Origin of the sequence: Delftia tsuruhatensis, assembly GCF_903815225.1 — a bacterium.
GTDB lineage: Bacteria > Pseudomonadota > Gammaproteobacteria > Burkholderiales > Burkholderiaceae_C > Comamonas > Comamonas tsuruhatensis_A.
Genome location: NZ_LR813084.1, coordinates 5246548 through 5259657, shown reverse-complemented (window position 1 = coordinate 5259657; position 13110 = coordinate 5246548). Strand labels below are relative to the sequence as shown.

Sequence of the window (13110 nt, the reverse complement as noted above, 5' to 3'; positions counted from 1 at the left end):
ATGGCCATGCCCACCCAATGCCTGTACCGCCCCTGCGCCATCCCCCCGGAACGCGCGCTGGCCCTGGTGCGAGAAATCGAGTGGTTCAACAGCGAATACTGTGCCGTGCTGGACGCCGGCCTCGTGGAGCAATGGCCGATGTTCTTCACCGAGGACGCCATCTACCGCATCACGGCCCGCGAAAACGCCGAGCTGGGCCTGCCCGTGGGCCTGGTCTACGCCCAGGGCCGCGCCATGATGCACGACCGCGCCGTCGCCATCGCGCGCACCCAGATGTTCGCGCCCCGCTACCACCTGCACCTGGTCACCAACACCCGCGTCATCGACGAAACGCCCGATGGCGAAATCGCGGCCCAGGCCCACTTCCTGCTGCTGCAGACCCTGGTGGAAGGCCCCAGCACCCTCCACCTGGCCGGCAGCTTCCACGACCGCTTCACACGCCAGGACGGCCGCCTGCTGCTGCGCGAGCGCCAGGCGATCTACGACACCACCATCATCGCCAACGACCTGGTGTATCCGCTGTGATGAATGCATTGCGAAAGCTGAGCGCCCAGCAGCCGGCGCGACCCAAAGCCAGCGACGCACAGCAAGAGCCGCAGCGTCCGAAACTGGCGCGACCCAACTCAGGGACACCGAGCAAGGGCCGCCCCGCAGCGATGGTGTCGCCGGCTGCCCGTACGCCCCCCTCCCCCGCGAAGCGGGTAGAGAGGGGGAAGCCGCGCAGCGGCTCAGGGGGAGCCTTTCAATACGTTCTCAGCACCGTCCGACTGAACTGGTTGTTGGCCTCGACCAGGCGCCGCATCAGGTCCATCAGCATGCCGCGCTCGGCGGGTCGCAGCGGCTCCAGCAGGCGCTCCTGCGCGCGCTGCATGTCGCCATGCAGCGCGGCCACGGTCTGCTGGCCCAGCGCGGTCAGCCGCACATGGCGCGTGCGCTTGTCGGCGGGGTTGGGGCGGCGCTCCAGCAGGCCGCGTTCTTCCAGGCGCTTGACCACGTCGGCCGTGGTCGTGCGGTCCAGGCCCACTTCCTGGCCCAGCGCGGTCTGGTCCAGGTCGGGCAGGGCCGAGACGGCCGACATCAGCCCGTACTGCACGGGCGTGATGTTCTGCGACTTGAACTCCTCCAGGAACATGGCCACGTGGATCTGGTGCAGGCGGCGGATCAGAAAGCCCGGGCGGGCCCACAGCAGTTCCTTGGCCGGGTCCACCTCGCCGGCCGTCTCCGGCGTGCCGCCGGGGGCTTGCACGGGTGCGTTTGCGGGCTGCTGTTTCACTTTCACGTTGCGACCTCTCGTTTGTAAGTGTGCTGAAGATTGTAGCGATGGCCCGCTCTTTCCCTCCCTCATCCCTGCCGGAGACAACCGATGAACCAGACCCGCAAAATCGCCTTCGAAGAGCACTTCATGGCACCGGGCTTCGAGCGCTATTCGAAAGCCTTCCTGCAATTCATCGCCCCCGAGACGGCCGAGGAACTGGGGCGCCGCCTGGCCGACATCGACAGCCTGCGGCTGCAGGAGATGGACCGTGCCGGCATCGCCCTGACCATCCTGTCCCAGACCGGGCCGGGCGTGCAGGGCGAACCCGACCGCGCCACCGCGATACGCAGCGCAGCGCAGAACAACGACTACCTGGCCTCGCGGATCGCCCGCCACCCCACGCGCTTCGCGGGCTTTGCCGCGCTGGCCATGCAGGACCCCAAGGCGGCCGCCACGGAGCTGGAGCGCGCCGTCACCCAGCTGGGCTTCAAGGGCGCGCTGGTCAATGGCCACACCCAGGGCGCCTACTACGACGACCCGGCCTGTGACGTGGTCTGGGAACGCCTGCAGGCGCTGGAGGTGCCGCTGTACCTGCACCCCATCGATTTCCCCTGCATCCCCCAGACCCTGGCGGGCCACCCCGAGATCCAGGGCGCCGCCTGGGGCTGGGGCGTGGAGACGGCATCGCATGCGCTGCGCCTGCTTTTCGGCGGCGTCTTCGACCGCTTTCCCGGCCTCAGGATCGTGCTGGGCCACATGGGCGAGGGCCTGCCGTTCCAGCGCTGGCGCCTGGACAGCCGGTTCGCCGCCTATCCCTTCGGCGTGCAGCTGCAGCGCCGGCCTTCCGAATACATCGGCAGCAACATCCTCATCACCACCTCCGGCGTCTGCTCGCATGCGGCCCTGGCCGGCGCCATTGCCGAGATGGGCGCCGAGGCCGTGATGTTCTCCGTGGACTATCCCTACGAATCCACCGAGGTCGCGGCGGCCTTCATCGAGAGCGCGCCGCTGGACGAGGCCACGCGCGCGCTGGTATGCCACGGCAATGCCGAGCGCCTCTTCAAACTCTGAAAGCCCGCCATGCGCACCATTGCAAGCTCCCATCTGTACGGCGCCCACATCCACGCCAACGGCATACGCCAGCACTACCTGCGCTACGGCGGACAGGGACCGGCCGTGGTCATCGTGCCCGGCATCACCAGCCCGGCGGCGACCTGGGGCTTCGTCGCCGAGCGCCTGGGCCGGCACTGCGACACCTATGTCCTGGATGTGCGCGGCCGGGGCCTGTCACAGGCCGGCGACACGCTGGACTACGGGCTCGACGCCTGCGCCGCCGATGTGGCGGCCTTCGCCGCCGCGCTGGGCCTGGCGGACTACCGCCTGGTGGGCCATTCCATGGGGGCGCGCATCGGCGTGCGCGTGGCACGGCGCCATCCGTCGGGGCTGGCCAGGCTGGTGCTCGTCGATCCGCCCGTGTCCGGGCCGGGGCGCAGGCCCTATCCCTCGCAACTGTCCTGGTACATCGACTCCATGCGCCTGGCCCGGCAAGGCATCTCGGTCGGACAGATGCGCCCGTTCTGCCCGACCTGGTCCGAGGCGCATCTGCGCCTGCGCGCGCAATGGCTGCACACCTGCGACGAGCGCGCCGTCAGGGCCAGCTTCGAGGGCTTCCAAGCGGACGACATGCATGCCGACCTGCCCCATGTGACCGTGCCCACCCTGCTCATGGCCGCGGGCCGGGGCGGCGTGATAGCGGATGTGGACATCGAGGAGATGCAGCGCCTGCTGCCCGGCCTGCGCACCGTGCGGGTGCCGGGCGCCGGCCACATGATCCCCTGGGATGACGAAGAGGGCTTCTACGCGGCCTTCGGCGACTTCCTGGGCACCCCCCTGACCCCCATGCCCGAAAGGAAGGACCATGCCCGTCAGTGACCACCAGTTGATCAGCGCCTTCAGGCAGGTGCTGGCGCTCTCCCGGCTGGAGCGCGGCCAGTCCGTGACCGTGCTGACCAGCGCGTCCACCCATCCCCAGACGCTGGCCTGCGCCCTGGTCGCGGCCCAGGACCTGGGCGCCATCGTCAACCGGCTGGACCTGCCGCCGGTCAATGGCGAAAAGGCCCACAGCCGCGACAGCCTGGCCTACCTGGGCACCACGGCGCTGACCGGCAATGCCCCTGCGATCGCGGCGCTCCAGGCCAGCGACCTGGTGCTGGACCTGATGACCCTGCTGTTCTCCCCCGAGCAGCACGCGATCCTGGCCGGCGGCACCAAGATCCTGCTGGCCGTGGAGCCGCCCGAGGTGCTGTGCCGCCTGGTGCCCACCGAGTCCGACCGCGCGCGCGTGCAGGCTGCCGCCGAGCGCATCCGCAAGGCGCGGCGCATGCACGTGGCCTCGGCCGCGGGCACCGACCTGCGCTGCCCGCTGGGCCAGTTCCCGGTGATCGCCGAGTACGGCTTCGTGGACGAGCCCGGCCGCTGGGACCACTGGCCCAGCGGCTTTGCGCTGACCTTTCCCGACGAGGGCGGGGCCAGCGGCACCATCGTGATCGACGAGGGCGACATCCTGCTGCCGCAAAAGCGGTATGCCGGCAGCCGCATCGTGCTGACGGCGGACAAAGGCTACGCCACGCGCATCGAAGGCGGCGTCGATGCTGCCATGCTGCGCGACTACATGGCGGCCTTCGACGACCCCGAGGCCTTCGCCATCTCCCACATCGGCTGGGGCCTGCAGCCGCGCGCGCGCTGGTCCACCCTGGGCCTGTACGACCGCGAGGCGACCATCGGCATGGACGCCCGCGCCTTCGAGGGCAATTTCCTGTTCTCGCTGGGCCCCAACAACGAGGCCGGGGGGCAACGCACCACGGCCTGCCACATCGACATTCCGCTGCGCAACTGCACGGTGCGCCTGGATGGCGAGGAGGTCGTACGGGAAGGCCGGGTACTGGATGGAGGACACCCCCATGCACGCTGAGATCGCCACCTACGAACAGCAGGGCTTCGGCGCCCCGCTGCCCCTGCACGGCCCGGTGGGCCTGCTGATCGTCGATTTCGTCAACGGCTTCGCCGACCCGGCCGTCTTCGGCGGCGGCAACATCCGCGCGGCCATCGCCCGCACCGTGCCCCTGCTCGCGGCCGCGCGCCAGCGGCGCTGGGCGGTGGCGCACAGCCGCATCGTCTATGCGGATGACGGCGCCGACCACAACATCTTCTCGCTCAAGGTGCCGGGCCTGCTGGGGCTCAGGGAGCATGCGCCGGACAGCGCCATCGTCCCGGAACTTGCCCCGGCCGCGGGCGAGCTGGTGGTGCGCAAGACCGTGCCCTCGGCCTTCTTCGGCACCGCGCTGGCGCCTTGGCTGGCCCAGCGCGGCGTGCAGACCCTGCTGGTCGCGGGGGCGGTGACCAGCGGCTGCGTGCGTGCCAGCGTGGTCGATGCCATGTCCTGGGGATTGCGGCCCGTGGTGGTCGGCGACTGCGTGGGCGACCGGGCCCTGGGGCCGCACGAGGCCAGTCTCTTCGACATGGCGCAGAAATACGCCACGGTGCTGGACCGGGACCGGGCGCTGGAGCTGCTGGCCTAGGCCAGGCCAGGCTAGGCTTTGCGCTTGCGCCCCGCAGTGCGTGGCGCGGGCCGGATCAACTGGTCGTCGAACTGCCGCCACAGCGCATCGCGCCGTGCCAGTACTTCGGACACGCTGGCGTGGCGCAACTGGGCCACGGCCGAGACCAGGGCGTTGCACAGGAAGAAGGCCGCCGTGTAGGAGTGGAACGGCGAGGCATTGGCCGTGTGCACCTGCAGCCAGTGGCTGGCCAGCGGCACCAGCGGCGCCGTGGGGCTGTCGGTGAGGGCCAGCACCTGACCGCCAGCCTCCTTGAAGCGCCGCGCCAGCTCCGTAGTGCCGCGCGCGTAGAGGCTGACGCTGAAGGCCAGCAGGATGTCCTGCGGGCCCACCCACAGCAGCTGGTCTATGGGCGATACCGCGCCCACGTCCAGCTCCTGCACGCCGGGGCGGCACATGTTCAGGTGCAGGGCCAGCCAGGCGGACACGGGGGCGCTGTTGATCTGGGCGAGCACAAAGATGCGCCCCGGTCCGTCCTCGGCCAGCCGCCTGGCCATGGCCTCGAAGGCGGCGCTGTCCAGGCCCTCGCGCGTGGCCTGGATGTTGTGCTGGTCGTGCAGCAGCGCGTCGTCCACGCATTCGATCAGGCTGCGCTGCGTGCCCAGGGTCACGGGCGCGCGCTGGGAGGCTGTCTGCAGCAGGGAGGTGACCTCGCCTCGCGCCTCGCGCTGGGCCTCGGCATAGCTGGCATAGCCCAGCTTGGCGAACAGCCGCACCACGGTGGAGGCGCTGGTGCCCGTGCGCGTTGCCAGCGACGTGGCCGATTCGAGCAGGACATGGGGATATTCGCGGCCCAGGGTCTGGGCCAGCCCCTGTTCGCTGGCCGTCAGCAAGCCGCCCTGCCGGGCCAGGCGCTGTGGCAGCAATGGCACGGAGTTCTGCAATGCTGAATTCATTGATTTCCTTTTGTGAAATGAATATTGCAAAATAGAGCCAGGCATGCAACGGTGCATGCATCTGGAGATTTCAACCGTGCAGGATACCTTCGAAGAAAGCCGCGCGCAGCAGCGCGCACGGCTGCTGGAATGGCTGGGCGGCCAGCAGCAAGCCATGCAAGAGCTGTTGCAGAAGATCGTGGACATCGACAGTGGCAGCCGCGACGAGGCCGGCGTCACCGCCGTGGCCCAGGCGCTGCGCGAGCGGCTGGAGGCGGCGGGCGTGCCCGTTCGCTTCGAGCCCGTGCCGGGCTACGGCGTGCTGCTGCATGCCGATGTACCCGGCGCTGCCGAAGGCGCGCCCATCTACCTCATGGGGCACATGGATACCGTCTACCCTGCGGGCACGGTGGCGAAGCGGCCGTTCCGCATCGAGGACGGGCGCGCCCACGGGCCCGGCGTGGCCGACATGAAGTCCGGCCTGGTGCTCAACGTCTTCGTGGCCGAGGCCTTTGCGCGCTGCGGCGGGCTGGGCGCGCCGCTGAAGCTGTTCTTCTCCTGCGACGAGGAGATCGGCTCGCCCGCCACGCGCCAGGCCATCATGGACCAGGTGCGCGGCGCGCGCGCCGTCTTCAACGCCGAGCCCGGCCGCGTCAGCGGCAACGTGGTGACCAGCCGCAAGGGCTCGATGGCCGTGGAGTTCGAGGTGCAGGGCGTGGCCGCGCATGCGGGCATCAACCATGCGGCCGGCGCCAGCGCGCTGGAAGCCATGGCGCGCAAGCTGCTGGCCCTGCATGCGCTGACCGATCCCGCCACGGGCACCACGACCAACGTGGGCGTGCTGCAAGGCGGCATCGTGCCCAACATGGTGGCGCCACATGCCAGGGCCGAGCTGGACGTGCGCTACACGGCCGAGACCGATCCCGATGCGTTGATGGAGCGCATCCGCGCCATCATCGAGGAGGAGTCCGTGCCCCGCACCCAAGGCCGCGTCACGGCCGTGCGCCGCACCCTGCCCATGGCGCCCACGCCCGATGCGCTGCTGCAGCTGTACCGGCGCGGTGCGCAGTCGGTGGGCTTCGACGTGCAGGGCGAGTTCACGGGTGGCGCGGCCGACAGCGGCCTCACGGCCTCGGTGGGCGTGCCCACGCTGTGCGCCACCGGCCCCGTGGGCGGCCACCCGCATACCGAGCGCGAGTACTGCGAGCTGGCCACCTTCGTGCCGCGCGCGCAGGCCGTGGCCCTCGCCATCTTCGACCATCCTTGATTCCGCTGATACCCATGAAAAACCTGTCCGTGAACGCATCTCTGCCCACCCGCCGCAAGCTGCTGGGCACCGGCCTGGCACTGGCCGGCATGGCCGCAATGTCGCCGCTGGCCGCGCAGGCCGACGACAAATACCCGTCGCGCCCCATCACCTTCGTCGTGCCCTTCCCGCCGGGCGGCTCGGTGGACATCATGGGCCGCCAGTACGCCGAGCCCCTGTCGCGCATCCTGGGCGTGCCCATCGTGGTCGAGAACCGCCCGGGCGCCGGCGGCTCGGTCGGCACGCAGTACGTGGCCCGCGCCAAGCCCGACGGCTACACGCTGGTCGTGTCCTCGCAGAGCAGCCACCTGGCCAATCCGCTGACCCAGCCCAAGGTGGGCTACGACCCCATCAAGGACTTCGAGAACATCGCCATCCTGGGCCGCCAGCCGAATGCGCTGATGGTGCATTCCAGCCTGCCCGTCAGGAACTTCCAGGAGTTTCTCGAGTATGTGAAGAAGCGCCCCGGCCAGGTCAACTACGGCAGCGCCGGCATCGGCAGCATGGGCCAGCTCAACGTGGAGATGCTCAAGGCCGCCACGGGCATCTTCGCCACGCACATTCCCTACCGTGGCGGTTCGCCGCTGGTGACGGCGGCCATCGGCAACGAGGTGCAGTTCATCCTCGACAACCTGGTCTTCATGCTGCCCCATGTGCAGTCGGGCAAGGTGCGTGCCCTGGCCGTGGCCTCCGAGCAGCGCCTGGCCGTGCTGCCCGACGTGCCCACCATGGCCGAGGTCGGCTACCCGCAGCTGAACCTCAGCTCCTGGACCGGGCTGGCGGCGCCGGCCGGCACGCCCGAGCCCATCGTCCAGGTGCTGCACAAGGCCATCCGCCAGGCGGCCACCGCGCCGGCCATGGTGGCCAACCTCAAGGAGCGCGGCGTGTTCGTGCCCGAGGACATGACCCCCGCCGCCTTCGAGAAGATGATGTCCGAGCGCCTGGTGCGCTTCGGCGAGGTGGTGCGCAAGGCGAACATCGTGGCCGAGTGAATCTCCGTCTGCCTCGGTTCCTCCTCAGTCCAGCTGCACGCCCACCTCGCGCACCAGCCGGCCCCAGTCGGCAAGGTCCTGGCGCAGCGTTTGCGCGAACTGCGCGGGGGTGGTTGGTGGCAGGTCGGTCAGGTTGAGTTCGGCCAGCTTGCGGGCCGTGGCCGGTTCCTGAAGCAACTGGTTGATGGCCGTGTTGAGCCGGTCCACGATGGCCTGGGGCGTTTTCGCGGGGGCGAAGACGCCATACCAGGAGTAGTTGTGGAACGGGTAGCCGGCCTCGGTCAGGCTGGGCAGCCCGGGCTGGGAAGGAATGCGCTTGTCGCCGCTGTGGGCCAGGGCGCGCACCCGGCCCGCGCGCACCAGCTCGACCGTGGACGAGGTATCGGCGAAGGCCGCCTGCACCTGGCCGCCCAGCAGCCCCTGCACGCAGGGGCTGCTGCCCTTGTAGGGCACGTGCTGCATCTGCAGGCCGGCCTGCTTGTTCAGGAATTCCATGGTCAGGTGGCCGCCCGAGCCCTGGCCCCAGGAGCAGTAGCTGATCTGGCCGGGGCGCGCGCGCACGTAGTCCACGAATTCCTTGAGCGTGTGCACCGGCAGGTCCCGGGAGACCAGCAGCAGGTTGCCCGCGCGGCCGATCTGGGCGATGGGCGCGAAGTCCCTGACCGGGTCGTAGGGCAGCTTGCGGTACAGGCTGGGATTGACGGCCATGGAGGCCGTGTAGGTGAACAGCAGCCGGTAGCCGTCCGGTGCGCCGCGCGCGGCGAGTTCCACGCCGACCAGGCCATTGGCGCCGGGCCGGTTGTCCACCACGAAGGGCTGCTTGAACAGCCGCGTCAGACCCTCGGCGAACACGCGTGCGATGGTGTCCGTTCCGCCGGCCGCGGCCGTGGGCACGACCAGCGTGACGGGGCGCTGGGGGTAGCTGGCGGCGTCCTGGCTCCGGGCCAGGCCGGCCAGGGCCAGCAGGGCGGCTGCCAGCAGGGCAGGCCTGTGCATCGTCTTCATGCGCTTGTCTCCTTGTCTTTGTCTCTGCGGCGCGGCGCGGTGCCGTCAGCGTATGCCGAAGCGCGCCTGCGTGCCCTGTTCGATCATGTCCGCGCCGACCCGGTAGAGGTTGCGCGAGACATAGCTGTCCACCTCGCGTGCGCGCTCGCGCAGCCAGGCGGCCTTGAGCTGTCGGGCCCTGGCGATCTCGGGCGCCTCGCCGCCCGCCGTGGCGAGCACGTCGATCACATGCAGGGCCAGCTGCCACTGGCCGGCATCGGCCAGGGCCTGTGCGCTGGCGATCAGGCCGGCCTTGTCGGTGATGGCGGCCGCGATGGCGGCGCCGGCCGCCTCGGGCGACGCCGGGTGCAGCGTGGTCGGATTGCGGTCCCACCAACCGTTTTCCGAGCGGTAGATGTCGCGCGCGATGTAGCTGGGGTCGCCGTAGCTGGGCTTCATCCAGTCCACGCCGAACAGTTCCGGGGGATAGACCATGGCGGCCAGCATCTGTGCCTCGTTCATGCCCTCGTTCATCAGGCGCACGACTTCGGCGCGCAGCCAGCGCAGCGCGCGCGCCGTGTGCAGCAGCACCTGTTGCACGGCCTCCTCGCCCTCGATCACGGGGCCGAACTCGCGCACCGCCTTGAGTGGGCGCAGCGCGGCCATGGCCTCCAGCGTGCCGGCCCAGCGCACGGTGTCGCGCAGCGTGCGAAACGGCGTGCCGATGTTGGGGATGGAGTCCAGCAGCGCCGGGCCGCCGTACAGCACGCGCCGGGCAGGGCTCCACAGGGCGATGGCGTCATCGGTCTCCGAGGGCGCCCAGAACAGCTCGACGCGCTGCTCGCCGCTGCCGATCTGCAGGCGGGTGTCGAAGGTTTCGGTGGGGTCGTGCATGGCCAGGCGCTGCGCGAAAAAGCCCGGAGAGCGGTTGAACTGGATCTCGGCCATGCGGTGCTGCAGCGCCTCGGTCTCGCGGTAGCGCGCGTGGCGGCGCGGCAGGTGGGCGTGGGCGATCAGGCGCGGCACGGGATCGCCGCGCGATGCCGCATGCTCCAGCCACAGCGGCATGCCGGCGTTGTAGCCGATGTGGCCGTGGCTGTGGCACAGCGCATGCACGGGCGCGTCGCTGATCCTGCGCAGGCTGGCGATCATGTCGCGCGTGACCTGGCCGCCGGGGCCGGCATCGATGACCACCAGACCGGCATCGGTCTCGGCCACGAAGGACTGTCCCTGGCCGCGCAGGATGTGCAGGCCCGGGGCCACGGTCTCGCTGCCCGTGCCCACGAGCAGGAAGGGTTTTTCGTCCGAGGGTTTGTCGTCTCTGGCGTTCATGGGGTCTCCTGGTCTTCCTCGAGGGGCGGCAGCGCATGGCGGCCATCCTGCAGTCCGGGCCCGGGCACGTAGGCACGCAGGCACAGGTAAAAGCCGTCCGGCGGCGCGGGCAGCCAGTTGGCGCGCGCGTCCTCTGCGGCTGGCGCGCCATGGCGTATGTGCAGGGTCAGCCCGCCGTCCGCATCGCGCCGCAGGCCCGGCGTGCGGTCGCCGATGGCGTAGCGGTCCAGCGGGTTGTCCACCAGCATGTAGTCGTGCGCGCCGTACAGGGTCAGCGACCAGAAGGCCTGGACGGGCGGCAGCGCGCCGGGCGCGAAGCGCAGACGGTAGCGCCGGCTGCCATGCAGGGGCCGGCCCCGGGCATCGTGCCAGGCCATGGGGTAGACGGCCTCGCGGCTGTCCAGCATGCCGATGTACTTGAGCGCGACCTGGGCGCGTGCCAGGTAGTCGTCGCCGAAGCCGTCCTCGACGCGCGGCGGCATGTCCCAGCCGGAGTCCAGGCGCCGGCCGGCCGGGGCGGCGCGCAGCCGGGGCAGGACCTGGTCCAGCGCCTGTTGCAGGGCTGCGCACTGCGCCGCATCGGGCGCCGCAAGTGCGCTGCCCAGGCCCAGCTTGGCGAAGCGCGCCACCCGGGCGGATTCGTGTCCGGGCGGCGGGTTGCCGCGCAGCGCGGCATTGACCTGGGCGGCATAGTGGGTCGCCGTGGCGGGTGCCTGCGGGTCGCAGCCGGGGTCGAAGCGGCGGGCCGAGGGCGTGGCGCCGGCCTGCCAGTCGGCCAGCGGGCGCACGCTGAAGCCATCCTGCAGCGCGTGCACGGCGGGCAGGTCGTCGGGCCCGTCCACGAGGATGCGGCCTATCACCCACAGCCAGGGCGTGGGCGCCGCGATATGGGCGCCGGGAGTGTCGAAGGGGGCGGGGGGCCTGCCCTGCCAGCCGGGCGGCGTGACCAGGAAGGAACGCGCCGCCGTGCCCGTGAGCCGCTGGCCGATGTGGGCGAAGGGGTTGGTGAAGAAATCCAGCAGGCCCAGCACGTAGTAGCGCCCGGCCGTATCCGGCACGTCGATGACCAGGGGGCCGGCGCCCAGGTCCAGCCAGGCATTGGTGTAGAGCGTGTCGTTGTTGGGCGTGACCACGCGGCTGGTGCCGGCGCGCAGCAGCTGGCGCGCATGCACGAACTGGTTGCACCAGCGCAGCGCGGCGCCCGCCGGCTCACCGTTGGCCTGCCGCCGGGGCGAGGTGGCCGCGCGCATGCGGGCCATCTCGTACAGCGGGTAGGTGTAGACCACGGCCTCCTCGGCCAGGGCCACCAGGGAGGCGGTGGCATCCCGCGCGGCGGCGGCCGGCGTGTTCATGCGGCCTCCTGGATCGGGGGAATGGACCAGCCGCGCACGCCTTCACGCGGGTGGTACATGCGCAGGATCAGGTAGAAACGCCCGGCCGGCGCGGGCAGCCAGTTGGCGGTGTCGCGCGCGGGCGGCGTGTGGCCCAGGTCGATCTGCAGGCTGCCATCGGCCTCGCGGCGCAGTCCCGGCGTGCGGTCGCCGATGGAGTGGCGTGCGATGGCATTGCCGTAGAGGAAGCGGTCGGCGTCATAGAGCGTGACCGACCAGAAGGCGTCGGCCGGTGGCATGTCGTCGGCCGCGAAGCGCAGCACATAGCGGCGGTTGCCGTCCAGCGGCTGGTGGTCGGCGTCGTGGTGGGCGGCGGCATAGATGGCCTCGCCCGTGGCCAGCGCGCCCAGGCCCAGGTAGGCGGTGCGCGCGCGGCCCAGGTATTCGCTGCCGTAGCGGCCGGTGGCGGTCGCCATGCTCCAGGGCCGGGGCGCACGGTGGCGGCCCTGGGCGGCGACGGTGAGCACGCCGTCGGCAAAGCCTTCGATCAGGCCCTGGCGCACGGGCTCCTCCAGCTGGTCCCAGGCCATGTGTGCATCGGCCACGATGCCGGCCTGGCCGAACCAGGCCAGCAGGCCCCGGTCCTCGGGACGGCCGGGCGCCTCGGCCAGTGCATGGCAGAGGTTGGCGAAAAAGCGGGGTGCGACCTCGGTGGCGGGTTCGTGGTTCTCGAAGGCGGCGGCCATCGCGTCCACGGGTGGCCCCACCCAGTTTTCCACGGCGGCGGGCCTCGCCCCCGCAGGCGTGCCCGGCGCGCGCGCCAGGTGGATGTCGGCCTGCAGCGCGCGGGCCGCGGGCCAGTCGGGCGCGTCGCCCACCACGGTGCGTCCGATCAGCCAGACCAGTTGGCTGGGGCAGTGCACCAGGCGGTGTCCGGCCAGGTGCTCGGGCACCGAGCCGCCTGGGCCGACCAGGACCACGGTCTCGCCTGCGGGGTCGCAGTTGCGCGGTCCCAGGTTCTCGAAGTTCTCGGTGTAGGCGTCGTACAGGGCCAGCACGAAATAGCGCCCCGGATGGGCGGCGCTGGAGGGCACGGTGAGTAGGCGCGGACCGTCGGCCAGGTGGATCCAGGCCAGGGAGTACAGCAGGTCGTTGGCGGGCGTGACCACGTCGCGGTCCTCGTGGGTGGAGGGGCGCTGGCTGTGGTGCAGCGTGTCGAAGTCGCCGCGCATGTCCAGGCCCAGGCCGGTCTGGCGCGCGGCGCCGGGGTCGGTCTGCAGGCGGCAGGTGCGGTAGGTCTCGATCAGCGGATAGCCGTAGACGAAGGAGGCCAGGCCGATGGAGCGTGCCAGGGTGCGGCGGACTTCGGGCAGGGAGGGGGCGGTGGTGGTCATGGTCAAGGTGGGACGAAGAAGAGC

Annotated in this window: 13 protein-coding genes; 7 read left to right on the top strand and 6 right to left on the bottom strand. The window is 70.8% G+C overall.

The genetic code is table 11. The features are described from left to right. The gene (locus tag L1Z78_RS23940) at window positions 1-525 is read left to right on the top strand and encodes an aromatic-ring-hydroxylating dioxygenase subunit beta (protein ID WP_418921650.1); all 525 of its coding nucleotides are present in this window, start codon (window positions 1-3) and stop codon (window positions 523-525) included. A 217-nt stretch (window positions 526-742) separates the two neighbouring features. Here the strand turns inward: L1Z78_RS23940 and L1Z78_RS23935 are convergent, their stop codons facing one another. Further along, window positions 743-1246: a MarR family winged helix-turn-helix transcriptional regulator gene (locus tag L1Z78_RS23935; RefSeq protein WP_234642252.1), complete on the bottom strand. Its 504-nt coding sequence runs from the start codon at window positions 1244-1246 to the stop codon at window positions 743-745. Window positions 1247-1363: 117 nt separating this feature from the next. Between L1Z78_RS23935 and L1Z78_RS23930 the strand changes: the two genes are divergently transcribed. Genes L1Z78_RS23930 through L1Z78_RS23915 form a run of 4 tightly spaced genes read left to right on the top strand, consistent with a single transcriptional unit; the run spans window position 1364 to window position 4833 of the window. Continuing rightward, a complete protein-coding gene (locus L1Z78_RS23930; protein ID WP_234638828.1) occupies window positions 1364-2326 on the top strand; it encodes an amidohydrolase family protein in 963 nt (320 codons plus the stop codon). A gap of 9 nt (window positions 2327-2335) precedes the next feature. Beyond that, on the top strand, window positions 2336-3187 hold the full coding sequence (locus L1Z78_RS23925) for an alpha/beta fold hydrolase (protein ID WP_234638827.1): 852 nt from the start codon (window positions 2336-2338) through the stop codon (window positions 3185-3187). Then, on the top strand, window positions 3174-4226 hold the full coding sequence (locus tag L1Z78_RS23920; protein ID WP_234638826.1) for a 2,5-dihydroxypyridine 5,6-dioxygenase: 1053 nt from the start codon (window positions 3174-3176) through the stop codon (window positions 4224-4226). Before L1Z78_RS23925 ends, L1Z78_RS23920 begins: the two co-directional genes overlap by 14 nt. Further along, window positions 4201-4833, top strand: a complete 633-nt coding sequence (locus L1Z78_RS23915) for an isochorismatase family protein (RefSeq protein ID WP_418921649.1) — start codon at window positions 4201-4203, stop codon at window positions 4831-4833. The genes L1Z78_RS23920 and L1Z78_RS23915 overlap by 26 nt, the downstream gene beginning before the upstream one ends. Window positions 4834-4844: 11 nt before the next feature. On the opposite strand, the gene L1Z78_RS23910 is transcribed toward L1Z78_RS23915, so the two are convergent. Then, a complete protein-coding gene (locus tag L1Z78_RS23910; RefSeq protein WP_234638824.1) occupies window positions 4845-5768 on the bottom strand; it encodes a MurR/RpiR family transcriptional regulator in 924 nt (307 codons plus the stop codon). A gap of 76 nt (window positions 5769-5844) precedes the next feature. Here L1Z78_RS23910 and L1Z78_RS23905 point away from each other — a divergent pair, with 76 nt between their 5' ends. Continuing rightward, window positions 5845-7014, top strand: coding sequence for a M20 family metallopeptidase (locus L1Z78_RS23905; RefSeq protein WP_234638823.1), 1170 nt, complete (start codon window positions 5845-5847; stop codon window positions 7012-7014). 14 nt (window positions 7015-7028) lie between these two features. Continuing rightward, a complete protein-coding gene (locus L1Z78_RS23900; RefSeq protein WP_234638822.1) occupies window positions 7029-8045 on the top strand; it encodes a Bug family tripartite tricarboxylate transporter substrate binding protein in 1017 nt (338 codons plus the stop codon). A gap of 24 nt (window positions 8046-8069) precedes the next feature. Here L1Z78_RS23900 and L1Z78_RS23895 read toward each other — a convergent pair whose 3' ends face one another. From L1Z78_RS23895 to L1Z78_RS23880, 4 genes are read right to left on the bottom strand one after another with little or no spacing between them, the layout of a single operon-like run. After that, window positions 8070-9050 carry a Bug family tripartite tricarboxylate transporter substrate binding protein gene (locus L1Z78_RS23895; protein WP_234638821.1) on the bottom strand — a complete coding sequence of 327 codons (981 nt, stop codon included), beginning with the start codon at window positions 9048-9050 and terminating at the stop codon, window positions 8070-8072. 45 nt (window positions 9051-9095) lie between these two features. After that, the gene (locus L1Z78_RS23890) at window positions 9096-10361 is read right to left on the bottom strand and encodes an alkyl sulfatase dimerization domain-containing protein (protein WP_234638820.1); all 1266 of its coding nucleotides are present in this window, start codon (window positions 10359-10361) and stop codon (window positions 9096-9098) included. Further along, complete coding sequence (locus tag L1Z78_RS23885) at window positions 10358-11713, bottom strand: DUF1254 domain-containing protein (RefSeq protein ID WP_234638819.1); 1356 nt, start codon at window positions 11711-11713, stop codon at window positions 10358-10360. Before L1Z78_RS23885 ends, L1Z78_RS23890 begins: the two co-directional genes overlap by 4 nt. Beyond that, the gene (locus L1Z78_RS23880; RefSeq protein ID WP_234638818.1) at window positions 11710-13086 is read right to left on the bottom strand and encodes a DUF1254 domain-containing protein; all 1377 of its coding nucleotides are present in this window, start codon (window positions 13084-13086) and stop codon (window positions 11710-11712) included. The genes L1Z78_RS23885 and L1Z78_RS23880 overlap by 4 nt, the downstream gene beginning before the upstream one ends. Window positions 13087-13110 lie beyond the last annotated feature (24 nt).